This window comes from Nocardiopsis sp. B62 (genome assembly GCF_018070675.1).
Lineage (GTDB): Bacteria > Actinomycetota > Actinomycetes > Streptosporangiales > Streptosporangiaceae > Nocardiopsis > Nocardiopsis prasina.
The window spans coordinates 197,478-220,554 of sequence record NZ_JAGPXK010000006.1 but is presented as its reverse complement, the minus strand read 5'-3'; the positions used below and the strand labels follow the sequence as shown (position 1 = coordinate 220,554).

Below are 23,077 nucleotides of genomic sequence, written 5' to 3'. Positions count from 1 at the left end.
GGACGCCGCCCCCGCCTCCTGGGGCTCAGGGGCAGGCTACGTCGGGGCGGGGCGCGCCACCTCCTCGTGAGGGGCCGCGACCCCGTCTCCCCCGCGCCCCGGGTGCCACCGGCACCCGGGGCGCCCTCGTGTCCGCGTCAGCCGTCGGTGTCGGCGCCGAGCGGAGCCAGGAGCGCCTCGAGGTCCTCGTAGAGTCCGGGGCGAGCGACGATCACCAGGTCGTTGCTGGGCGGCCCCGCCTGCGGTCCGCCCACGCGCAGACCGGCCTCGCTGGCGATCAGCCCGGGAGCGGCCCAGTCCCACAGGTGGAGTCCGCGCTCGTAGTAGGCGTTGTAGCGACCGGTGGCCAGGCCGGTGATGTCGACCGCCGCGGAGCCGACCCTGCGGATGTCACGGATGTGCGGGATCACCCCGGTGAGCACCTTCGCCTGCTGGAGGCGGCGTTCGGGGAGGTACCCGAAACCGGTGGCGACCAGGGCCCGGTCCAGCGGTACCGCCTCGGGTGCGCGGAGCACGCGGCCGTCGAGCCGGGACCCGCCACCCAGGACGGCCTCGAACATCCGCCCGTGCGCGGGGATGTGGACGGCGGCGGCCACGATCACGCCGTCGACCTCTGCGCCGACGGCCACGCCCCAGTCAGGGCTTCCGTACAGGTAGTTGACGGTGCCGTCGATGGGGTCGACGACCCATCGCACGCCGCTGGATCCCTCGACCCCGCCGCCCTCCTCACCGAGGACCGCGTCGCGCGGTCGTGCCGCGAGCAACCGGTCCCGGATCAGGTCCTCGGTCGCGCGGTCCATCTCGGTGACGACGTCGGTGGGGCTGGACTTGGTGTCCAGGACGGTGATGCCCTCCTGCCCCTTGGCCGCGAACTCGCCGGCCTCGGCCGCCACAGCGACGGCCAGGTCCCGCAGCTTCTCCGGATCGTGGGGGGACTGGATGGTGGTCACGGGTGCCCTTCCGCTCGTGGTCTCCGGGTCCGTCGCGCCCGGAGCGTCCGCCACCGCACTCTATGCGGCGCCCCCAGCCGACGCCCGGGGAACCGGACGGCTCCGGAGCGACGAGCGAGCGACGACCACATCGTCTGGTTCGACACCGAGCGGGGGCATTCAACGCTCAAGGGCCTGAGCCCGGTTCACTACCGGGCCCAGGCCCTTGCGACTTGGGTTTCCACTCAGCCGGTCCAACTGTCGGGGACCAGTGCGGTGCCGAGGCCCTCCCAAGGCGCCCGCGGGTGGGGCGGAGCCACTAGAGCAGCTCGGGCCTGATCCACTCCTTGCCGTGGACGTGGTGGTCCAGGAAGGCGAAGATCGTCTCGTACCAGACCTGCGCGTTGCCCGGGGAGAGGATCCAGTGGTTCTCGTCCGGGAAGTACAGGAACTTGGCGTCGACCTCGTGCAGGAGGAGGTCGCGCCACAGGCGCAGACCCTCGCCGATCGGCACCCGGTAGTCCTTGTCACCGTGGATGACCAGCATCGGCGTGCGAATCTTGTCCGCGTGCAGGTGGGGCGAGTTGAGCTGGTAGCGCTCCGGCTGGGCCAGGGGCGTGCCGAACTCGCTCTCCCAGACGGGCGGGTAGTCGGTGGTGCCGCTGAACCCGTCCAGCTGCCACAGGGAGGCGTGGGAGACGATCGCCTTGAACCGGTCGGTGTGCCCGGCGATCCAGTTGGCCATGTACCCGCCGAACGAGCCGCCCATCATGGCGGTGTGCTCGGAGTCGATGTCCTCGCGGGCCTCGGCGGCGTCGGTGATGGCCATGACGTCGGCGTGCGTGCGCGGACCCCACTGGCCCCACGCGCGGCGCAGCATGTCCTGGCCGTACCCGGTGGACAGGGCCGGGTCCGGGAGCAGGACCGCGTAGCCCCGGGCCGCGAGGATCCACGGGTTCCAACGCCAGGTCCAGCCGTTGAAGCTCATGTAGGGGCCGCCGTGCACCCAGAGCATGAGCGGGGCGGGCGACTCGGCGGAGGCCTCCTCGGGCAGCACCAGCCAGGAGCGGATGCGGGTGCCGTCGTCGGCGGTGGTCTCGATCTCGGTGAGGGTGCCCGGCATGGTCAGCTCGGAGCCGGGGGTGCGCAGGTACGTGGGCTGGCCGTCGGTGGCGTCGACGTCCAGGCGGACCGGCGCGGGCGGGGCGTCCCAGGCGTCGCGCAGGGCGAAGACGTGGCGGCCGTCCGGAGACGGGTTCAGGGCGCTGTAGGCACCGTGGTCACCGGTGATCCGGGTCAGCTCGCCGGTGGCCACGTCCAGGCGGAAGACCGGGCGGCGGCCGTTCTGGTCCGCGATGAGGAAGACCGAGCAGGAGTCGGCCGACCACGCGTAGTCCCGGGGCCACAGCTCGTGCTCGGGCAGCAGGTCGCGGCCCTCGCCGGTGGCCAGGTCGGTGATCCACAGCGTGGCGTCGCGGGGCTCGCCGTGGTAGCTGCCCTCGGTGGTCGCCTGCGTCAGGACCCTGGTGCCGTCCGGGGAGACCAGGGGTCCGCCGAACTCGTGGTCGGTGTCGGGGCCACCCACGACGGTGTGGCGTGCACCGGAGTCGGTGTCGATCGCGACGACCTCGTCGCGGCGGGAGCCGCCGGAGGTGGGCACGGCCCAGCCGATGAGCAGGGTGGAGCCGTCCGGAGTCAGCTCGGGGGCGGAGCCGAGCAGGGACAGACCCGCGTCGGAGGTGAGGTCGCGGGGCTCACCCAGGCGGGCCTCGTCGTCCTCGGGCGGGGTGGCCGTGAACACGCGGGGGTGGTCGGGGCCGATGTCGCTGTCCCAGGAGCGGACCGGGAGCGCCTCGTGGAGGATCGCGGTCACTCCGGCCTCGTCCCGGGCCTTCCTCGCCTCGGTGTCGGCGTCGGCATCCTCGGAGCGGGGCAGGAGGTTGCTGGTGAAGGCGACCAGCCCGGAGTCGCGGGCGACCGCGAAGGCGCCGACCCCGCCGGGCCGGGAGGCGACCTGGCGGGCCTCGCCACCGTTGGCGGGCAGCAGCCAGAGGGCGGACTTCGGCTTGTCCTCGGCCTTGGCCTCGGGGTCGACCCGGCCCGTGGTGAAGAGCACCGATCCGTCGGGAAGGAACTCGACGTTGGACTCGCCCTTGGTGGATCGGGTGAGGCGTCTGGGGGCGCCCCCGCCCTCGGACTCCGGGGCCACGTCGATCTCCCACAGTGCGCTGCGGAAGGACTTGGCGTCGGGGGCGATGTCGCTCACGGGGGCGACGAGTCGAGTGCCGTCCGGGGACAGGCGGAGCCCGTTGACGCGGCGCAGGCGGACGTATTCTGGAAGTTCATACCAGGAACGAACCAAGACAGTTACTCCCGAAAAGGTCGACTTGTGGTCCTGGCCGACCCTATCGCTCTCCCAGTGAGCTGAATCACCCCACCTCAGAGGTGGTCAACATTGTTGACACGGGGGCGTGTGGGGAGCCGGTTTCTCAGGAGGTCGGCGCCGCTCCCCCTCCCATGACGCCCAGGATGTGGCGCAGGCTGTTGTTCACGTGGGCCGACGCCGCGCGCGCCGCCTCGTCCTCGGCGCCCTCGCCGACGGCGGCGCAGATCAGGGCGTGCTCGCGGGCGCTGAGCGCCATGCGGTCCGGGGTGCGGCGGGCGATCCTGCGCAGCCTCCGCAGGTGCTGGCGGACGAAGGTGAGGGATTCGGCCAGGTAGGGGTTGGCCGCCCCTTCGGAGACCTCGGTGTCCAGCCGCTCGGTCAGGGCGTAGTAGCCCGAGTCGTCACCCCCGGTGCCGTCCTCGAACCGGGCCCGCCATCCCAGGAACTCCCGTTCCAGGTCGGAGAACACGGTGCGCTGCTCGGCGCGGGCGCACAGCCGGACCGCGTAGGTCTCCAGCGCCTCGCGCATCTGGAACTGGTGCACGACGTCCCGGAGCGCGATCTCGGTGACGAAGGCGCCCCGGCCCGGACTGATCCGCACAAGGCCGTCCCGGGTGAGCCGGTGCAGCGCCTCACGCAGGGGTGTCCTGGACACACCCAGGCGCTCGGCGAGCCGGGTCTCGTTCAGGTGCGTGCCCGGGGCCAGCTCCCACTCCACGATCTCCTCGCGCAGCCGCTCGTACACCAGATCGCCCTGTCCCACTCCGTGCTCCTCCCGGGTCCGCGCCGGAGGGGTCCGGCGGCGTTCGACCGCGCCGCTTGACATCGTCCACCCTGGCGGGCCAAGCTCTGACCGAATTGTATACAAGCGGTATCCAGGGCGTGCACAGCGATTGCGCCGCCCTGGACACGAGGAGAGGGGCCCGGGCATGAGGGCGACCACACGTCTGCGCGGGATGGTCGACGGGGGCGGAACCCACGTCGCTCCGGGGGTGTTCGACGGGCTGACCGCCCGGCTGGCCGAGCGGAGCGGGGCCGAACTGGTCTACGCCAGCGGTGGGGCGATCGCCCGCGGCCACGGAGTGCCGGACATCGGTCTGCTGGGGGTGACGGAGGTCGCCGACCGCCTGGCCCAGATCACGGCGGTGACGTCGCTGCCGGTCATCGCCGACGCCGACACCGGGTTCGGCAACGCCGTGAACGCGGTCCGTACTGTGGGCCTGTTCGAGCGTGCGGGCGTGGCCGGGCTGCACCTGGAGGACCAGACCTTCCCCAAACGCTGCGGCCACCTGGACGACAAGTCCCTGGTCCCCACCGTCGAGATGGTGGGCAAGCTCCGCGCGGTGCTGGACGCGCGGACCGATCCGGACCTGGTCGTGATCGCCCGCACGGACGCGATCGCGTCGGAGGGGGTGGACTCCGCGCTGGAGCGTGCGCGCGCCTACCTGGACGCCGGTGCGGACGTCATCTTCGTCGAGGCGCCGGAGAGCGTGGAGCAGATCGAGCTGATCGCCCGGGAGGTCCCCGAGCCCAAGCTGATCAACATGTTCCACGGGGGGAAGACCCCGGTCGTGCCCAGGGAACACCTGGCCGAGCTGGGGTACCGCCTCGTCATCATCCCCTCCGATCTCCAGAGGGCCGTGATCAGGGCCTGCGAGGACGTGCTGAGGGCGATCGTCCGCGACGGTGACAGCTCGGCCGTCGCGGACTCACTCGCGTCGTTCGCCGAGCGCGAGGAGATCGTCCGGACCACGGACTACCTCTCGCTCGGAACCTGATCCCGGTCGCGTACCGGGGCGTCCGGTGCCGGTACGGCGGCCACCGGGCCCCGGCCACAGGGCAGCGGTGGTCAGCGCTGCTTGCAGCACTGACCGCCGGCCTCGGCGCAGCGCGGCAGGGCGGCCAGCCGTCGCTCGTCGGTCCGGCCGGTGTACTCACGCACCAGCTCGGTCACCATCGACACGAACGCGGGGTGCGTGCCGGGGCTGAGCGCCCGCTCGTAGCCGATCCCCAGCTTCTCGGCGGTCTCGCGGGCCTCCACGTCGAGGTCGAACTTCACCTCCATGTGGTCGGAGACGAACCCGTGCGGAACCACCACCACGGCGGGGACCCCCTCGGTGGCCAGCTCCTCCATGCGGTCGTTGACGTCCGGCTCCAGCCAGGGCTGGCTGGGCGGGCCGCTGCGGCTCTGGTAGACGAGCTCATAGGGGTAGTCGCGGTCCAGGCGCTCCACCACCAGTCGGGCGACCTCGGCGAGCTGGGCCCCGTAGGCACCCGCCTCGCCGTAGCCCTGCTCCGGGCCTCCGCTGGCCTCGGCCATCGCGGTGGGGATGGAGTGCGCGGAGAACAGGAGGCGCACCCCCTCCCGCTGGTCGTCGGGGAGCCGCTCCAGACACTCCTGGGTGTACTGCGCCAGGGGCTCGACGAAGCCGGGGTGGTCGTAGAAGGGGCGGATCAGGTCGACCTCGGGGGCGTCCTCACCGAGCGCGGCGAGGGCGCGCTCGATGTCCTCGTGGTAGGCGGTCCGACTCGACCAGTTGCAGTAGGCGGAGGTGGGCATCGCCAGCACACGGCGCACGCCGTCCTCGCGCATCCGCTCGAGGGTGTCGGTGAGCATCGGCTCCCAGAACCGGTTGCCCCAGTAGATCGGCAGGTCGATGCCGTTGGTCTCGAAGTCGGCGGTGACCGCGGCGAGCAGGTCCCGGCACTGCTGGTTGATCGGGCTCACTCCACCGAACAGGAAGTAGTGCTCACCGACCTCCGCCAACCGTTCGCGGGGGATGTTGCGCCCGCGGGTGACGTTCTCCAGGAACGGGATGACCTCGTCCTCGCCCTCCGGGCCACCGAAGGAGATCAGCAGAAACGCGTCGTAAGGCCTCATGCACCTCATGAAACCAGCTTTGCGCGACCTCCTCGATCCGGCCCGGCCCGAGTGACGGGACTTTCGTACCTTCCGTGACCAGGGACACTCCTGGTCTGGTCACGCAAGTGACCGCTGGGTAATGTCGCCGCATGACTGATGTGTTGTGGCACACCTGGGCCGACACCCACCAGGCCCGCCCGCGCCGAACGGCGACCCCCAACAGCACCGAAGACGTCGTCTCCGCCGTCACGTCAGCGACGGCGGAGGGCCTGCGTGTCCGCATGGTCGGCACCGGGCACTCCTTCACGGACGTGGCCGTCACCGACGGCCTGCTCCTGGCCCCCCACTCCCTGACCCGCGTCCGATCGATCGACGTCGGGGCCGGGACCGCCACCGTCGAGGCGGGGATGCCCCTGTGCGACTTCAACGACGCCCTCGCCGCCGAGGGTGTGGCACTGGCCAACATGGGCGATATCGCGGTGCAGACCGTCGCCGGAGCCGTGCAGACCGGCACCCACGGCACGGGACGGGACGCGGGCGGCCTGGCCAGTCAGGTCGTGGGGCTGGAGATGGTGCTCGCCGACGGCTCCGTGGTCGAGTGCTCGGCCGACCGCGACCCCGAACTGTTCCACGCGGCCAGGGTGGGGCTGGGCGCGTTCGGCGTGCTGACGGCGCTGACCTTCGCGGTGGTGCCCGCCTTCCTGCTGCACGCCCAGGAGGAACCCATGCCCCTGGACGAGGTGCTGGAACGGCTCCCCGAGCTGCGCACGAAGAACGACCACTTCGAGTTCTTCTGGTTCCCGCACACCGGGAACACCAACACCAAGCGCAACAACGTCTCCGAGGGCCCGGCCGAGCCGCTGTCGGCCTTCAGAGGCTGGCTGGACGACGACTTCCTGTCCAACACCGTCTTCGACCGGATCAACCGGGTGTGCCGCCGCTTCCCTTCGGCCGTTCGCACGGTGAACCAGATCAGCTCGCGCGCCCTGTCCGCGCGCAGCTACACGGACGTCTCGCACAGAGTCTTCGCCTCGGTGCGCGACGTGCGCTTCGTGGAGATGGAGTACGCGATCCCGGCGGAGCACCTGGTGGACGTGCTCCGGGAGGCCAGGTCCATCGTGGACCGGGGCGACCACCGTGTCAGCTTCCCGGTGGAGGTGCGGTTCGCCCCGGCCGACGACGTGTGGCTGTCCACGGCGTACGAGCGCGAGACCGCCTACGTGGCGGTGCACATGTACCAGGGGACGCCCTACGAGAGGTACTTCGCCGACATGGAGGCGGTGTTCACCTCCGTGGGCGGCCGTCCGCACTGGGGCAAGATGCACACCCGCGACCGCGCCTACCTGGAGGCCGTCCACCCCCGCCTGGGTGAGGCGCTGGCGGTGCGGGACCGGGTGGACCCGCACCGCCGCTTCGGCAACGCCTACCTCGACAAGGTGTTCGGGTGAGGCCGGTCGCCGGTTGAGGCGGGCGGCCTAACCGACCGGGGTCGTGGCGGGCTCGGGGGCCGGTTCGCCCTCGGGCTGGGGCCGCGACCCGGGGTCGGGGGCCTCTCCACCGCCCGGTTCCTCCGGCTCTCCCCCGTCCACGGGGGGACCGGTCGGGTCGGTCTGTCCACCGCCGGGCGCCTCGGGCTCGGTCTCGACCGGGGGCGTGTCGGTCTCGGGACCGACCGGCTGCTCGGTCTCCGGCAGCTGGGTCCCGGTGTCGCCCTCATCGGTGGGCTGGTCCCCGCCGTCGGTCTCGGGCGTCTCGGACGTGTCCTCCTCAACCTGCGCCGGAGCGGAGTGGCCGCCGAACAGCGAGGGCGAGGTGGGCTCATCCTGCCCCTGGGTCCATGCGGTCAGCGAGCGCCCGGTCATCAGCTCGAAGGTCAGGATCACCAGCATGACCAGGGTGAACACCGCGGCCGCGGAGATGGCCACCGCGCGCCAACCGCGCTTGGGGCGGTCCGCGCCGGACTCATCGTCCGCGCCCTCGTCGTCGGCCGCAGCAGCGAGGCGACCGGTGCGGCCGCCCACCGAGGGGATCAACTCGGTGGCGCCCACCTCGGTGGGACCGCTGAGCAGGGTGGGGTCCTCGGGGTTTCCGAAGCCGTGCGCGATGGTCTGGCCCGGAAGGTCGCGCCCGACCGTGGGCATGGCCATCGTGCGGGTGGCGTCGTCGTCCTCGGGGAGGTCGAACGCCCCGGGGAACCCGGTGTCCGCGACACCGGTCGTGCCGGGAGCCGCGCCCGTGGTCCCGAACCCGGTCTGACCGATACCGGCCTGACCGGACTCGGCCGTCTCGAACCCCGACAGCTGTTCGTCGGTGCGTGCCTCGGCGTCGGTGTCCACGAGGGAGCGCGCCACGGTGTGCTGGGCGGCCTTCTTCTCCGCCAGGCCCTTGGCCTGCTCGCCGCTACGGGTGATCCAGTGCTGGATGATCGGCGCCGCGCTGGTGCTGAGCACGGCCATGACGCCGGTGCCGATGACGGTTCCGTAGACGTTGAGGTAGGAGGCGGCGGTGGCGGCGGTCAGCGTCGCGACCCCGGCTCCGGCGACCTGGGCCACGCTCAGGTCGATGCGTTTCCTCCTGCCGCGCTCCTCCGGGTCCTCCCCTCGCGCCTCGGACTCGTCCTCGTGATCGGGTCTTGGCATCGCGCCCTCCCCCCTCTGTCGGCCGCGGTCAGCGCGGCGGGGCACCTGGTTCGTGGGATGGGTGTGTGGCGGGGACGGACACACCCGCGCACCCCAAACTTCGCAAACAGCCCATAAGTGGAAACTTCACCTTACGGGCGACTGGCCGCTGATAACGCCATGAAATTGGAATGATCACTGTGTGGCATCCAACGGCGTGTCGAGTTGCGAACCAGGGGGTGCGTCATGTTCGGACTCGGCCGAGATCGGAGTTTTCCCCGGGCCTGGGGGGATTCGAGGCGCCCGAGATACCATCACGGCGGAGCCTTCGTGCGGGATCCGCGACATTCCCCCACGATCGCTCCCGGTCACGGAAGGTTCACCGTGTCAAGATTGGCACCGGAAGTGACCATAAGAGCCCCGGCCCCGGGGCGGCTCCCACCGTGGTGTCCACCACGGGCCGGGAGGCGGGCACAGTTCGGACATGCCGGGCGCGGTACTGGCCGAACCGTTGTCGGCCGACCAGACTTGGAGAACGCGGGGGAAGGTCCACCGGATCGACCCTCGACGGGACGCGAAAGGGAGGGCGATGCACGAGCTTCGCCTCGTGGCCGTGAGCGAGGACGGCACCTACCTGGTGCTCTCGAGCACCGGTCGTGGCACCCGCTTCATGCTGCCCGTCGACGACCGCCTCCGTGCCGCGGTACGCGGCCAGTTCTCCCGGCTCGGCCAGTACGAGATCGAAGTGGAGAATCCGTTGCGCCCCAAGGAAATCCAGGCCCGCATCCGGTCCGGCGAGACCGCGGAGGCCATCTCCGAGATCTCCGGGATACCCATCGAACGGGTGCGCTGGTTCGAGGGACCCGTCCTCCAGGAGCGCGGGTACATCGCCCAGCAGGCCCAGCGGGCCACCGTGCGTTCACACGGTGAGACCGGCCCCGGCCCCTCCCTGGAGGAGGTGGTCAGCAAGCGGATCGGCGCCCACCAGTTGGAGACCGGCGACGCCGAGTGGGACTCGTGGAAGCGCGAGGACCGCTCCTGGCAGCTCAAGCTGGTCTTCCTGCACGGCGGCGACGAACGGGTCGCCCACTGGCTGTACGAGCCCAGACACAACAGCGTGACACCCGCCGACGAGGAGGCCGCCCGGTTCTCCTCCAACGAGCCCCTGGACGCCGTACCGGCCCCCGGGACCAACGTCACACCCTTCTCACCGCGACGCGGCGAACCCACCGACCTGCCCCGCCTGGACGCGCAGTCCGCCGCGGAGCGACGCCCCGACCACGTCGCCCCGCGCCGCCTGTCACCCGCGCAGGACACGCCGTTGGACGAACCCCTGCGCCCCGTGTCCCATCCGTCCGGCACCGATCAGTTCGGGGTTCCGATCCGCGAGGAGCGCCGCCGTCAGGCGCCCCCGCGTCAGGAGCCCGAACCCCGGCGCGCCTTCGAGGCGCCCGGCGACAGGTTCGCGGGCCAGCGGAACGAGATGCCGCCCGCCGCGCCCCGGCCCGAGGCCCCGAGGCACGCCGCGCAGCGACCGGACCCGGCTGCCCCGCGGCGGTACGCCGAGCCCGTCGACTCTCCGCCCGCGCGCCACGAGCCGCAGCGGTACGAACCACAGCGCCCCGAGCCCCGTAGAACGGTCTTCGAGGAGAGCGCCGCCGCCCACGAGGCCCCGGCGCGCCCCGAACCGCTCAGGCACGAGGTCCAGCCCCACGAGTACCGTCAGCCTCCGGAGCCGCCCTCGGCACCGGACTGGCTCGACACCCGGCCCGCACCGGCGCCCGCGCCCCACGTGGAACCGGCCGAGACTGCGGCCGCCGAGGACCCGCAGCAGCGTCCGCGCCGCCGCCGGGCCAGCATCGACCTCAACGACAAGGGCACGCCGCGCCGCGCCGCCGACCAGGCGCCCCCGGCCCCGGCCCCGGCCGTCCCGACGGCAGCGACGGGTTCCCCGGCGGGCGGAGCGGCCAAGCGCAAGGGACGGGGGCGCCGGGCCTCGGTGCCCTCGTGGGACGAGATCATGTTCGGCTCGAAGAAGAGCGAGTGAGCCAGCCCGGCCCCGGGGACCAGTGGTTCCGGGGGCCGGGGCGAACAGCGGTGAGGGGCGGTCGCCATCGTGCGACCGCCCCTCACTGCTGTGTTCCCACTGGTCAGACGCCTCAGACCCGGCGTGCCTCCCCGGCCCCGGCGTCACCGGGCGGGTGCTCCTCCGTGGCCAGGAAGGGCCGCACCATCTCCGGGGTGATCCGCGCGGCGAAGGCCACGGACTCGTCGAGCGCGGCGTCCTGCGCGGTGTAGCCTCCCGTGCCCGCGCCCACGGTGACCTGGAGGTTGGCCAGCGCGGAGCGGCGCTGGAAGAGCGTCTGGGTCCAGGTCCACCCGATCACCGCCGACCGCTCCACCGTGGCCTGCGAACGGGACAGCGAACCCGACCGCACGCTCACCCGTTCGCCGTCGTAGCCGTGCCCCAGTGAGCGGTAGCGGTCGATCCCGAGGGGCACGCCCAGCAGGGCCAGGGCCCCGGCGCCCACGGCCAGCCAGGTGACGTCGAAGTACACGGCCACCACGGCAACGGCCGCGAACGGCAGGACAGCGCGGGTCAGACGCCGGAACAACGCGGCGCGGGGGTGGCGGACCAGTCGTCCCCGGAACAGGGTCAGCGCCCGGTCCACCACCGGCTCCACCGTCGACCTCGGGCCGACCGGCAGGAGCACGGCGCGCGTCGCGGCGTCGCCCAGGCCGGTGACGATGGCGCGCAGCCCCACCACTCCGCGGGTGCGTTCGAGGGGGTTGTCCTGCAGCTCGTACCCCCTGATGCGCCGTTTCTCCAGAGTGACGCTGCGCCGGGTGAACAGGCCTCGCTCGGCGACCAGCGACCCGTCCCGATCCCTCAGGGAGAAGCCCCAGTGGGTGATGGCGTAGGAGACCACCGCGAACACCGGCATCAGCAACACCAGGACACCCGCGAACACCGCCCCGAACAACACGAGGAAGGCACGGTCCGCCGTGGTCACCCAGTCGATGAAGAAGTCGGTCACCATCTGCCCGGCCGACTGCTGCACCATGCCGAACAGGGTCGCCAACACCACGAACGGCGTCAGCAGGTAGCCCAGGCTGAGCGCCCCGTACAGGTACCACCTCCGGGGCATGGTGAAGTGCGTGACGGTGTCGTCCGGGGCCTGGTCTCCCGAGGGCGCACCCGTGGTCGCGGAACCGTCGGTGAGGGGGGCTCCCCCGCCACCACCGGACTCACCCGGCACGGCCGGCTCCTGGCCGCTCCCCTGTTCGGTGAGCACGGCCCTGCGGTGCAGCAGGACCCGGCGCAGCCGCTCGGCCTCCTCGGCGGAGACCGCGTCGAGCTTGCCGTCCTCGGTCCCGGCAGCCGAACCGGCGGCCGCCTCGATCCGGACCACGGCCACACCCAGCAGGCGGTGGAGCAGGGAGCTGGTGACGTCCACCCCCCGCACCCGTTCCAGGGGGATCGTGCGCCGTGACCGGCGGATCAGGCCCCTGCTGATCTCGACCCGGTCCGCACCCACCTCGTAGCGGAAGGTCTGCCAGGTGACGAACCCGCCGACGAGGAGCACGACGACGCCCATCCCCGCGGCGGCCAGCAGCCAGGGGTTGAAGCCCCCGAGCACCAGTCCGACGAGGACAGGAAGGAGGAGGCTCCTGAGCTGGTTGATCGGCCCGACCACCATGGTGCGCGGACTGAGCCTCTGCGCGCTCTCCGCCCCGAACCCCGTCGAAGGAGGGGTCGGCTGCGCCTCTCCCCACCAGGAACGGGCGGTCTCGCCACCGGGAGTCCCTCCGCCGGTGACCTGCCCCGGAGGCACGGGGTGCCAGGGGTACGGTCCACCGCCCTGCGGCTGAGGCTGTTGCGGCTGCGGTGGCTGCTGTTGCGGCGGGTTCTGGTGGTACGGCTGGTTCCAGGGCGCGGGCCCCGGGCCCTGGCCGGGATCCGGACCGCCCGTGCCCCAGCCCGCGTCGCCGGGGCGGTTGACCGGCTCACCGCCCTGCCAGGGTGCGGGTCCCTGGCCTGACCAGGCCCCCGGGGCGGCGCCCGGCCCCTGCCCGGGTCCCGGGTCACGGCCGGTCCAGGGGTTCGGTCCCGGGTCGGGCCCGGGAACGGGCCAGCTGTGAGGACCGGCGTCCGGCTGTTGGACGGGGCCGTGTCCGGGCGGTCCGGTGTGGGAGCCGTGTCCAGGCTGGTCGGCACCCTGCCCGGGGTGATTCGCGGTCCAGGACTGCGACCCGGGCTGGTCGGCACCCTGCCCGGGGCGGTTCCCGCTCCAGGCCTGGGACCCGGGCTGGTCGGCACCCTGCCCGGGGTGATTCGCGGTCCAGGCCTGGGACCCGGGCTGGTCGGCACCCTGCCCGGGGTGATTCGCGGTCCAGGACTGCGACCCGGGTCGGCGGTCCACCGGCCACGGCTCCGAGCCGTGGCGGGGCGCCGCCCCGGGGGCTGCCCAACCGCGCCCGGCCGGTGGAGTCGGGGGTTGGGAGGGGGTGCTGCCCGGGGCGACCCAGGGGCTCGCCCCCCCGGCCGCGCCGGAGTCGGAACCGGCGGGGTCCAAGCCGGGCCCGTCCGGCGTGCCCGGCTCGTCAGGCCCGTCCGGCGCGTGCTCTTCGTGGCGTCCGTGCTGTTCGTCCATCAGGTCGCGTCGTCCCGCAGCGTTCCGGCGCGCACGGCCAGCTCCTCGCTGAGCCTGCGGGCCTCGTCGGCGTCCAGCCCCTCGATGGTCGAGGAACCGGCGTAGGAGGCGGTCTGCACTTGCAGTGTGGCCACACCGAAGATCCGTTCCAGCCATCCCTGGGTGTGGTCCACGGTCTGGAGCCGGTTGACCGGGACCAGCTGCCAGGCGCGGCTGATCCACCCCTCACGGGTGTAGATGACGTCGTCGGCGACCTCCCAGCGGTGCACCCGGTACCGCCAGGACGGAACGATCGCGATCTTGGCCACGGCGTACACCGAGTAGGCGACCGGCAGCGCCCAGGCGTTGTGTGAGGCCCACTCGGGGATCCAGCCCCAGGGGGCCGCGCTCGCGGCCCAGGCCACCAGGCTCAACAGGACCAGGTTGAAGACAGCGCCGAAGAGCAGCCGGAGCGTCCACACTCCGATCGCACGCCCGCTCACCATGCGCAACGGGGGTCGCAGCCGCGCGGTCCCGGCCGGTCCGGGCGGATCGGGGAACTGTCCCGAGGGGGGAATGGCGTCGTGGGGCGGGGTGTTCATCACGTGCACGAGTCTAGGACGTCCCACCCGAACCACGGCGGGCACCAATGATGTCAGGGCGGGGCGAACCATGCTGTCAGCGTTCTGTCAGTGCAGGTCGGCACACTTGGGGACAGACGTTGAAACGGAGGACCAATGACTGACGCCATCCGCGCGGAGGGTCTGGTCAAGCACTTCAAGGGCAAGACCGCCCTTGGCGGAGTGGACCTGACGGCGAGGGCGGGGGCCGTACTGGGCGTCCTGGGACCCAACGGGTCCGGCAAGACGACGACCGTACGCATCCTCTCCACCCTGCTCAGGCCCGACGCCGGACACGCCACCGTCGGCGGCCACGACGTGGTGCGCGAACCACACGAGGTACGCCGCCAGATCGGCCTGACCGGCCAGTACGCGGCGGTCGACGCCGAGCTGACCGGTACCCAGAACCTGGTGCTCATCGCCCGCCTGCTCGGGTTCGGGCGCGCCGGTGCCAGTGCCCGGTCCAGGGAGCTGATGGAGCGGTTCGGACTCTCCGACGCCGCCGACCGCCCCGCCAAGACCTACTCGGGCGGCATGCGCCGCCGCCTGGACCTGGCCGCGAGCCTCGTGGGCCGCCCCGCGCTGCTCTACCTGGACGAGCCGACCACCGGTCTGGACCCGCACAGCCGCAACGGCCTGTGGGACGTGGTGCGCGACCTCGTCTCCGACGGCGTGACCGTCCTGCTCACCACCCAGTACCTGGAGGAGGCCGACCAGCTCGCGGACGACATCATCGTGCTGGACCACGGCAAGGTGATCAGCCGGGGCACTCCCGAGGAGCTGAAGAACCACGCCGGCAACCAGGTGCTGCAACTGCGCACCGTGGACCCCGCGCAGCTGCCGCTGGCCACCCGGATCGTCGAGGCCGTCACCAGTTCACCGGTGACGACCGACGGGCTGCTCGCCAGCGTCGCGGTCACCGACGTGGGCGTGCTGCCCGAGACGGTGCGCCGCCTGGACGAGCAGGGCGTGGCCGTCGCCGAACTCTCCCTGCGCAAGCCGAGCCTGGACGAGGTGTTCCTCGCCCTGACCGGCCACCCCGCCGAAGACGAGACCGCAGGTCAGCCCGCGAACGAAGGAACCCCAGCATGAGTGCCGTGACGACCCGGCCGAGGTCGGCACAGGAGGGCGCGCCGGTGGCGCCCGCGCACATCTCCCCTCTCACAACCGTCCAGCACGGGCTCCAGCTCACCTGGCGCAGTGTCCTGAAGATCCGGGCCAACCCCGAAGAGGTCTTCGGGCTCATGCTCCAACCGGTGATGTTCGTGACCCTGTTCGTCTTCGTCTTCGGACAGGCGATGATGGGCGACTGGCAGAGCTACCGCGACTTCCTCATGCCCGGCATCGTCGCGCAGTCGGTGGTGTTCGCCACGATGGGCACGGGCTTCAGCCTGAGCCAGGACGTGGAGAAGGGGATCTTCGACCGGTTCCGGTCCCTGCCCATCGCGCGTTCGGCCCCGCTGATCGGCGCGATCCTGGGTGACCTGGTCCGGTACGCGATCACCGTCGTCATGGTCATGCTGGTCGGCGTGGCGATCGGCTTCCGCCCCGAGGGCGGGTTCCTCGGTGTGCTGGCCGCCAGCGCCCTGATCCTGCTGTTCGCGTTCGCGCTGTGCTGGATGTCGGCCTTTGTCGGCATGCTCGTCCGCACACCTATGGCGGTGCAGTCGTTCGGGATGATCCTGCTGTTCCCGCTCACCTTCGGCAGTTCGGCGTTCGTCGCTCCGGACAACATGCCGGGCTGGTTGGCTCCGATCGCGGCGAACAACCCGGTCACGCACGTGGTGGACGCCATGCGCGGGCTCATGCTCGGCGGTGACGCCGCCGCTCCCGTGGCCTGGACCCTGTTCTGGACCGTGGTGATCACGGCGATCTTCTTCCCGCTGGCCGTGTGGGCCTACCGCCGCCGCACCTGATCCCCGGGCCGCTGGACGCCGCCGTGTGAGGCGGCGTCCAGCGCGCCGGGGCGCGACCCAACGGCTGGGGGCTCCGCAGGGCGGGTGCTCACGGTGCCCAGTCACCGAGGTCGACATCGTCCGGGACGATCGGGGCGAGCCACCGCGCCACCCGGTCCCGAGCGGCATCCCGATCGCTGCCCTCGCCCTCCGCGAGCCGACGCGCGAACCCCTGCACGCCCAGATCCTCCTCCAGCCGTTCGCGGACCCGTCGCCCCTTGGGCGTGGCGGTGTCGGCGACCCCCCGCAGCTGGGCGGCGTAACCGAGCATGAACGCGGCCCACTCCGGTTCCTCCCCCGCCACCATGGACGCCATGGTGTCCAGGACGTCGGCGCCGAACGGTCCCAGCCCGAACCGGGCCAGCCACCAGGCTCGGCCCACCTCCCGCCAGGCCAGCTCCGTCTGGCCCTCCGCCCAGGCGAGGTCGGCGGCCTGCACCCGCCACGCGGGTTCGACGTAGGCCGGGGCGAAGCCGCCCAGAGCGGCCACGGAGGGTTCGGTCTCCTCCAGGAGGCGCCTGGCCTCGACCGCGCGTCCGGCGGCGCACAGCCACTGGATCTGGGTGAGCCGGAGGGACACCAGGTGCTCGTCCTCGGCCGAACCCCCCAGGAGCCGCTCGAGGTCCAGCTCGGCCTCCGCCACCTCACCGAGGTCGACCAGGATCTGGGTGCGCCGGGTACGGAACATGGCGACGACCCCCTCCAGTCCGCCCTCCTGCGCCAGGACGATCCCCCAGTCGAGCAGGCGGCGGCAGCGTTCCAGGTCGGTGTAGCGGACCACGTCCACCAGGTGCACGATCGCGTTGCACTGCCCCCACACGTCGCCGAGTTCACGCATGGACTCCAACGCGGTGGTGGCCCGTTCCACGGCCCCGCGCGCATCGCCGTGGACCCCGTCCAGGAGAGAGAGCATCAGGTGCGTCATCGCCCGGGCCCAGGGGTCCCTCTGATCCCGGAGGCTCTCCTCGAGGCGGGCGCGGGACCGGCCGCCCGGGTACCCGTCGGTCATCGATCGGTACACCAGGCAGAGGATGAGCACGGGGTGGTCCTCGGCCCGGAGCCCGGCCCCCGCCAGAACCTCCTCGACCCGGCCGAGGCGTTCGACGACGGTGGCACGGCCCGCGTCCATCTCCCCCGAACGGTGGAAGAGGCAGCTCGCGTAGGCCACCTCGTGTCCCTCAGGAGGAGAGTCCCCCACCAGCTCCAGGACCTGACGGGACCACCGGGCGGTCTGCTGCCAGTGCTCGTCCAGGGACCAGTACCACTGGGAGTGCTCCACCAGGTCCAGGGCCAGGGATGCGTCTCGGCGCCGCACCGCCCAGTGGAAGGCCGCCACGCAGTTGTCGGACTCCGCGCCGAGCCGGGCCAACCAGTGCCGCTGGCCGGGGCCGCGCAGTTCGGGGTCGCCCCGACGCCACAGGTCGCGCGCGTAACGGGCCTGCGTGTCCCGGACGCGCTCCTCCTCGCCGCTGGCGGTGAGGCGTTCGGTCGCGTAGGCCCGGACGGTCTCCAACTGCCGGTAGCGGGCGGGGGTGTCCTCTCTCTCGGGGTTCTCCGCCACCACGAGCGACTTGTCGACGAGGGCGAAAAGGACCGTCCAGACGTCGTGCCCGGCCACGGTCCCGTCCGGGCCGTCCGGATCGGAGCCGACCCGTTCGACCGCTTCCAGAGTGGCGCCGCCGGGCATGACCGCCAGGCGACGCAGGAGGCGGCGTTCGGGTTCGTCGAGCAGCTCCCAACTCCAGTCGACCACCGCCCGCAGGGTGCGGTGGCGGGGCAGCGCCGAGCGGCTACCGCTGGTGAGCAGGCGGAACCGGTCCCGGAGACGGTCGGCGAGCTGGGCGGGCGACATCGCGCGCAGGCGCGCGGCAGCCAGTTCCAGCGCGAGCGGCATGCCGTCGAGTTCGCGGATGATCCGGACGACGTGGCCCACGTTGTCGGCGTCGACGGTGAAGCCGGGGAGCACCGCCCGCGCACGTTCGGAGAACAGGGTCACGGCCGGGTAGCTCCGCACCTCCTCCACCTCCGCGCCCTCGGGCGGTTGGTCGAGCGAGGGCACCGGCAGCAGGATCTCGCCCCCGACTCCCAGGGGTTCCCGGGAGGTGACGAGCACGCGCAGGTCAGGGCAGCGCGTGAGCAGGACCTCGACCAGGCGGGCGGCGGCGTCCACCACGTGCTCGCAGTTGTCCAGCACGACCAGCCCTGAGCGTTCCCCCAGGTAGGAGACGGCCCGTTCGAGGGGGGACAGCGCAAGCACGGCGGCGCGTGTCTGGAAGACGGCCTGCCCGCGCAGGTCCAGGGCGGTGGCCAGCGCGTCGGGTAGGTCAGCGCCCTGACGCACCGGGGCCAGACCGACGAACCACACACCTCCGGAGGCGAGTTCCGGTGCGTGTTCGGCCAGGTGGGCGGCGGCCTCCACGGCCAGCCGGGTCTTGCCCGAGCCACCCGGGCCGGTGAGGGTGACCAACCGCGCGTTCGAGAGGCCGTCCACCGCCGCACGCACCTCCGCGTCGCGGGGGACGAATCCGGTCAGGGGCCGGGGCAGGCGCACCACCGCTGGCGGCTGCGGTTGCGCCGGCGCGGAGCCGTCGGGCACGAGTTCTCCGCGCAGTAGCCGCAGGTGGACCCGCCGGAGGTGGTCGGAGGGGTCCAAGCCGAGTTCGTCGGCCAGACGCGCCCGGAAGGCCTCGTGAGCGGCCAGCGCGTCGGCGGTCCGTCCGTTGCCCGCCAGAGCGCGCATGAGGAGTTCGACGGGGCGTTCGCGCTGCGGATCCCTGGCGGCCAGAGCCTCCGCCTCGGGCAGGGCCTCCACGAAGCGGCCGAGGCCGAGCCGGGCCTCCAGGTGGTCCTCGCGCGCGGTGCGTTGGGCCTCGTACAGGCGCAGGGCGATGTCCTCGGCCACGCCGTGGGCGGTGAGGTCGGGCAGGGCCGGTCCGCGCCACAGGGCCAGGGCCGCCGACAGGGCGCGCTCGGCCTCCTTGGGTCGGCCAGCCAAGAGCCGTTCCCGCCCGTGCCTGGCGAGCTCCTCGAACTCGTGGAGGTCCACCTGGCCGGGGGCGACCTCCAGCCGGTAGCCGGAGGCGTCACCATGGAGACGCGCGCCACCGCCCAGGGCGCGGCGCAGGCGCGAGGCCAGGGCCTGGAGCGCGTTGCCCGAGGCGACGCGGGCGTCCTCACCCCAGATCGCGTCGGTGAGCTGTTCGGTGGACACCTGCTGGCCGGGGCGGAGCAGGAGGAGCGTCAGGAGGGCGCGCAGGCGGGCGCCGCCGATGGTGAGGGGCTCTCCGGAGGTGTCGTGCACCTGGAGGGGCCCCAGAATGGAGAACCGCACCGACCCATCATCACCGATCCCGTGGGCGACCGGGCGTCGCGCCCGGGCCGCGGCGAGCGGGCCCGGACACCCTCTCGACGCCGGTCCGTGAACGGTCCGCAATGCCGTGGTCGCGGCCGATCGCAGTAGGGTTCGCTCAGGACCGTGTCGCGCCGACCGTCGAGGTGCTCGTGCGCACGGTTCCTCCGTGACCGGCCCGGGGTCCCCCCGCGCCCGGTCCGACGTACCTCGAGTCTCGCCTTTTGGCCCGAAAGTCCAGCAGGAGCCCCATTGTTCCCGGTCTTGCCTTCCCTCCGGACCACCGCCGCGCACGGTGTGCCCCGAACCTCCCCCGGTACCCGCGCGGGTGCCGTGGCGGTGGGCGCCGCCCTGCTCGCGTCGACCGGTTGCGGGGTCTCCTCGGAGCTGAGCGGTGAGATGCCGACCGACATCAACGTGACCAGCCCGATGATGCAGGAGGGGCAGCCCCTGCCCGCCGCGTACTCGTGTGAGGCCGACGGCGAGCCGGTGTCGCCGCCGCTGAGCTGGTCGGGTCTGCCCGACGACGTGGGTTCGATCGCGCTGGTGGTGGACGACCCGAGCGCCGCCGTCGTGTTCTGGATGGTCTACGACCTGGACCCCCAGCTGGTCGAGCTGCGGCAGAACACCGTCCCGGGCGACGCGAAGCAGGGGCAGAACACCGCCGGGGACGCCGCCTACGGGGCTCCCTGCCCCGAGGAGAGCGACGTGCACGAGTTTCGGTTCACCGTGTACGCCCTGGAGGGGCACCTGGACCTGCCCGAGGGGGCGGCGCTGGACCTGACCCTGGAAGCCATCGCGAACCAGGCCGTGGCCCGGGGTACCCTGCTCACCAACAGCGAGTGAAATGGGTCATAATCAGCGATTCCCCTCGCCCGGAACCGGGCGGACCCGTCCGACCGACGGCACGGGGAACAACTGAGGAAGCACCCGTCGCCCTCTGCACACAGCGCGCGACAGCGCATACAGTGGGTCCGTGCCCCTCACCCCATTTCAGTTGACCGATTCCCGTCCAACCGCCCCGCGGCGCCCTGCCCCGAGACCGCGTCGGATCACCGGCGGTCGCGCCCTGACAGCCACTGGGCCCCGGCACGTCGGGTCCACGCGAAACCGGGCCGCCGCCTCCCACCCCCGACCGGTACTCGCCAGGCCGGTCCCAGGCGCTCCCAGGGCGCGGCCGACCTCCCCAAGGTAGTGCGTACACCATGACCGTCACCGTCATCATCATCACCGCCGTCATCGTCGTGCTCGCCGTGCTCGTACTCCTCCTCCTGGGGATGCGCGCGCTCAGCATCGGCTCGCGCGAGGACGACTACGACGACGAGTACGAGTACGACGACGTCGAGGACAACGACCGCGACGACCGGCGCGACCGGCGGGAGCGGGACGATGACCCCGAGGACGACGGGACCGCCCCGAGGGGCAGGTCCCGCAGATCGCGCCAGGACGCCGGGGGCAGGGCGGAACGGCGTCCCAAGGGCAAGCGCCAGCGCGGTGTGGACTGGGAGGACGACTCCGACGGGCTCTCCGACAACGACTTCTGGTCGAGTCTGAGCGACGAGGACGCGGCCCCCGCCCGCTCCGGCGGGCGCGCGGACGCCCCCGACCCCGGCGCCGGCCCCGGTGACGACGACGGTTACGCGGACGACTACGACGACTACGAGGACGACCGGGTCTCGGCGCGACAGGACACCATCATCCAGGCCCCGCCCGCCGGGACGGGTGCCCTGCCCCCCGCCCAGCCGGAGCGCGGCCCCACAGGCCCCACCGACCTGGCGATGCTGGCCAGCCTGGGGCAGAGCAACACGCCCACGCCTCCGGAGCACGCCCCGCGCCACCAGGAGCAGCACCCGCCCGAGCAGGGGCTGGGACAGGGCCCGGCGGCGCTGCCGCCGTCCCAGGGTCTGCCCCCCACGCAGGGCCTGCCCCTCACGCAGGGGCTCCCTCCAGCACGGGCCGCGGCTCCCTCCCCCTCCTCTTTGAACGACGACCCGCTGGGCACGGGTTCCTGGAGCCCGCGTCCCCCCTCGACCGGCGACCCCTTCGAGGGCCGCGAACCGATCCGGCCCGCGGAGCGGCGTGAACCGGTCGCGCAGGACCCACTGGGTGACGGTTCCCTCGGCGGCGGCAACCCGGGTGGCAACCCGCTCGGCGGCGGACCGCTGGGCGGCGGCAACCCGAGTGGCGGACCGCTGGGTGAGGGTCGTTCGTCGTACGACGGCGGCTCGACGAACCGCTCCGACTACCCGCCCCTGAGCGGCGGCACGGGTCCCGGTGGCGGTGTCGGCGGGGCGGTCCCCGCCTCCTCCGACCCCCTGGACCCCGGGTTCCGTCCGACCCCGGCCAGCGGCGGCGACCTGAGCTCACCGATCTGGTCCAGCATGGACACCGGGGCCCACCAGCGCCCCGACCTGTCCTCGCTGGGCGGCTTCGGGGCTGGATCGGGTCACGGGGGGCCGAGCGGCGCCCACTCCGCTCCCGGCACCGGCGCGCAGCCCGCGCCGGGTCAGCCGATGGGCGGCCCGTCCGTCCCCGGACACCAGCTCCCCGGTTCCACCGATCCCCTGACCGGTGGGTACGCGGCGAGTTCGTTCACGCCCGGCTCGTCCTACGACAGCGGTTCCTTCTCCCGGTCGGAGTACGACACCGGAACGCACCAGCGCAGCCCCTACGACACCGGCGCGCACTCCCGCGACTACCAGTCCGGAATGCCCAACCAAGGCGGACTCGGCGGACCCGAATACGACACCGGAACCCACCACCGCCCCACCTACGACACCGACTCCTTCACCCGCTCCGAGTACGACACCGGAACGCACCAGCGCAGCCCCTACGACACCGGCGCGCACTCCCGCGACTACCAGTCCGGAATGCCCAACCAAGGCGGACTCGGCGGCCAGAACGGGTTGCCCGGACAGAACACGCCCGGTGTCCCCGGCGGCTCGAACGCGCCACTGTGGGGCGGGCAGGACGACTCGGGCGGCTTCGGCCAGCCGGGTCAGCCCGGCCAGCCGACGGTGCCGGGCGGGGGTCACCATGCGGGTCAGCCCTCCCCGTTCGGACAGGGGCCGGTTCCTCCCGGACCGGGCGGCCCGGTCGGCGGCCACGGTGGTCCCGCCTATGGAGGGCCCGCCTACCCGACCGGCGCCTACCCGGCGGACCAGCTGCGCGGTGAACTCCCGACCACGTTCCCGGGACACACCCAGCAGGGCGACCCCTACGGGCAGCAGCCCCACGGCGGCCAGGGCGGCTTCGGAGGACCGGACTACAACGACCCGATGAGGGGCGGGTTCGCGCCGCAGCGGCCCGAACCCGACTACGGGTACCCGCCGGTGGAGGGGTGGCAGCCGCCTCCCCCGGAGGGCACCAACGGCCATGGCGGAACCGGACAGCAACAGGGTCAGGGCCCCTACGGGCAGGCGCCCTACGGCCGCCCCGCCCCGGACCAGGAGCACTACGAGGGCGGCTACGAGGACGGTCGGTTCCGCTAGGTCACCGCGGACCCTCCCGGCGCGACGGACGCCATCACCACTTCACACCACCGAGGTGGCGGGTAACCCCCGCCGCCTCGGGTTTTTTCTGTCCTGGTTCGTCCCCGCGTACATGTGAAGTCGGGAAAATGGTCACCAACAGCACAACAGTCCGTAACACACAGTCATTCTCGTTGACTACAGTTAGTTATTGACGAAGCACCCTTCGCGGTCTCGTCGTCGTGACGCGTTC

The 23,077-nt window shown here is 72.4% G+C and carries 16 protein-coding genes; 8 read left to right on the top strand and 8 right to left on the bottom strand.

The window, feature by feature from the left end; all coding sequences use genetic code 11:
• Nucleotides 1-137 precede the first annotated feature (137 nt).
• Nucleotides 138-950, bottom strand: a complete 813-nt coding sequence (locus tag KBX21_RS09685) for an inositol monophosphatase family protein (protein WP_210841683.1) — start codon at nt 948-950, stop codon at nt 138-140.
• Here KBX21_RS09685 and KBX21_RS27205 point away from each other — a divergent pair.
• On the top strand, nt 927-1,268 hold the full coding sequence (locus KBX21_RS27205; RefSeq protein WP_374225711.1) for an IS3 family transposase: 342 nt from the start codon (nt 927-929) through the stop codon (nt 1,266-1,268). The genes KBX21_RS09685 and KBX21_RS27205 overlap by 24 nt on opposite strands.
• Here the strand turns inward: KBX21_RS27205 and KBX21_RS09680 are convergent.
• Nucleotides 1,249-3,291 (bottom strand): S9 family peptidase, encoded by a 2,043-nt coding sequence (locus KBX21_RS09680; protein WP_210841682.1) that lies wholly within the window; start codon nt 3,289-3,291, stop codon nt 1,249-1,251. The two genes, KBX21_RS27205 and KBX21_RS09680, sit on opposite strands and share 20 nt — an antisense overlap.
• 127 nt (nt 3,292-3,418) lie before the next feature.
• The gene (locus tag KBX21_RS09675; protein ID WP_049566103.1) at nt 3,419-4,078 is read right to left on the bottom strand and encodes a GntR family transcriptional regulator; all 660 of its coding nucleotides are present in this window, start codon (nt 4,076-4,078) and stop codon (nt 3,419-3,421) included.
• A 166-nt stretch (nt 4,079-4,244) separates the two neighbouring features.
• Between KBX21_RS09675 and KBX21_RS09670 the strand changes: the two genes are divergently transcribed.
• Nucleotides 4,245-5,093, top strand: a complete 849-nt coding sequence (locus tag KBX21_RS09670; protein WP_247665470.1) for an oxaloacetate decarboxylase — start codon at nt 4,245-4,247, stop codon at nt 5,091-5,093.
• 71 nt (nt 5,094-5,164) lie between these two features.
• On the opposite strand, the gene KBX21_RS09665 is transcribed toward KBX21_RS09670, so the two are convergent.
• The gene (locus KBX21_RS09665) at nt 5,165-6,196 is read right to left on the bottom strand and encodes a ferrochelatase (RefSeq protein WP_210841681.1); all 1,032 of its coding nucleotides are present in this window, start codon (nt 6,194-6,196) and stop codon (nt 5,165-5,167) included.
• 131 nt (nt 6,197-6,327) lie between these two features.
• Between KBX21_RS09665 and KBX21_RS09660 the strand changes: the two genes are divergently transcribed.
• Nucleotides 6,328-7,626, top strand: coding sequence for a D-arabinono-1,4-lactone oxidase (locus tag KBX21_RS09660; protein ID WP_049566099.1), 1,299 nt, complete (start codon nt 6,328-6,330; stop codon nt 7,624-7,626).
• A gap of 27 nt (nt 7,627-7,653) precedes the next feature.
• On the opposite strand, the gene KBX21_RS09655 is transcribed toward KBX21_RS09660, so the two are convergent.
• Nucleotides 7,654-8,817 (bottom strand): hypothetical protein, encoded by a 1,164-nt coding sequence (locus KBX21_RS09655; RefSeq protein WP_210841680.1) that lies wholly within the window; start codon nt 8,815-8,817, stop codon nt 7,654-7,656.
• A gap of 568 nt (nt 8,818-9,385) precedes the next feature.
• On the opposite strand from KBX21_RS09655, the gene sepH reads away from it, so the two are divergent.
• The gene (sepH, locus tag KBX21_RS09650; protein WP_049566094.1) at nt 9,386-10,843 is read left to right on the top strand and encodes a septation protein SepH; all 1,458 of its coding nucleotides are present in this window, start codon (nt 9,386-9,388) and stop codon (nt 10,841-10,843) included.
• A 112-nt stretch (nt 10,844-10,955) separates the two neighbouring features.
• On the opposite strand, the gene KBX21_RS09645 is transcribed toward sepH, so the two are convergent.
• Together KBX21_RS09645 and KBX21_RS09640 are read right to left on the bottom strand one after the other, a co-directional pair.
• Nucleotides 10,956-12,497 carry a PH domain-containing protein gene (locus KBX21_RS09645; protein ID WP_210841679.1) on the bottom strand — a complete coding sequence of 514 codons (1,542 nt, stop codon included), beginning with the start codon at nt 12,495-12,497 and terminating at the stop codon, nt 10,956-10,958.
• A 953-nt stretch (nt 12,498-13,450) separates the two neighbouring features.
• Nucleotides 13,451-14,032, bottom strand: a complete 582-nt coding sequence (locus tag KBX21_RS09640; protein WP_199776443.1) for a PH domain-containing protein — start codon at nt 14,030-14,032, stop codon at nt 13,451-13,453.
• Nucleotides 14,033-14,167: 135 nt separating this feature from the next.
• On the opposite strand from KBX21_RS09640, the gene KBX21_RS09635 reads away from it, so the two are divergent.
• A complete protein-coding gene (locus KBX21_RS09635; protein ID WP_049566089.1) occupies nt 14,168-15,142 on the top strand; it encodes an ATP-binding cassette domain-containing protein in 975 nt (324 codons plus the stop codon).
• Nucleotides 15,139-15,966, top strand: coding sequence for an ABC transporter permease (locus KBX21_RS09630; RefSeq protein WP_026129339.1), 828 nt, complete (start codon nt 15,139-15,141; stop codon nt 15,964-15,966). The genes KBX21_RS09635 and KBX21_RS09630 overlap by 4 nt, the downstream gene beginning before the upstream one ends.
• Before the next feature lie 88 nt (nt 15,967-16,054).
• Here KBX21_RS09630 and KBX21_RS09625 read toward each other — a convergent pair whose 3' ends face one another.
• Nucleotides 16,055-19,336, bottom strand: a complete 3,282-nt coding sequence (locus KBX21_RS09625; RefSeq protein WP_210841678.1) for a BTAD domain-containing putative transcriptional regulator — start codon at nt 19,334-19,336, stop codon at nt 16,055-16,057.
• A gap of 270 nt (nt 19,337-19,606) precedes the next feature.
• On the opposite strand from KBX21_RS09625, the gene KBX21_RS09620 reads away from it, so the two are divergent.
• Both KBX21_RS09620 and KBX21_RS09615 read left to right on the top strand, forming a co-directional pair.
• Nucleotides 19,607-20,200: a YbhB/YbcL family Raf kinase inhibitor-like protein gene (locus KBX21_RS09620; protein WP_049566082.1), complete on the top strand. Its 594-nt coding sequence runs from the start codon at nt 19,607-19,609 to the stop codon at nt 20,198-20,200.
• 359 nt (nt 20,201-20,559) lie between these two features.
• Nucleotides 20,560-22,845, top strand: a complete 2,286-nt coding sequence (locus KBX21_RS09615) for a hypothetical protein (protein WP_210841677.1) — start codon at nt 20,560-20,562, stop codon at nt 22,843-22,845.
• Nucleotides 22,846-23,077: the final 232 nt, after the last annotated feature.

Coding starts and splice junctions, on each gene's coding strand:
- KBX21_RS09670 (WP_247665470.1), top strand. CDS start 4,245: ATGAGGGCGACCACACGTCTGCGCGGGATGGTCGACGGGGGCGGAACC.
- KBX21_RS09665 (WP_210841681.1), bottom strand. CDS start 6,196: ATGAGGCCTTACGACGCGTTTCTGCTGATCTCCTTCGGTGGCCCGGAG.
- KBX21_RS09660 (WP_049566099.1), top strand. CDS start 6,328: ATGACTGATGTGTTGTGGCACACCTGGGCCGACACCCACCAGGCCCGC.
- KBX21_RS09655 (WP_210841680.1), bottom strand. CDS start 8,817: ATGCCAAGACCCGATCACGAGGACGAGTCCGAGGCGCGAGGGGAGGAC.
- sepH (WP_049566094.1), top strand. CDS start 9,386: ATGCACGAGCTTCGCCTCGTGGCCGTGAGCGAGGACGGCACCTACCTG.
- KBX21_RS09645 (WP_210841679.1), bottom strand. CDS start 12,497: ATGGTGGTCGGGCCGATCAACCAGCTCAGGAGCCTCCTCCTTCCTGTC.
- KBX21_RS09640 (WP_199776443.1), bottom strand. CDS start 14,032: ATGAACACCCCGCCCCACGACGCCATTCCCCCCTCGGGACAGTTCCCC.
- KBX21_RS09635 (WP_049566089.1), top strand. CDS start 14,168: ATGACTGACGCCATCCGCGCGGAGGGTCTGGTCAAGCACTTCAAGGGC.
- KBX21_RS09630 (WP_026129339.1), top strand. CDS start 15,139: ATGAGTGCCGTGACGACCCGGCCGAGGTCGGCACAGGAGGGCGCGCCG.
- KBX21_RS09615 (WP_210841677.1), top strand. CDS start 20,560: ATGACCGTCACCGTCATCATCATCACCGCCGTCATCGTCGTGCTCGCC.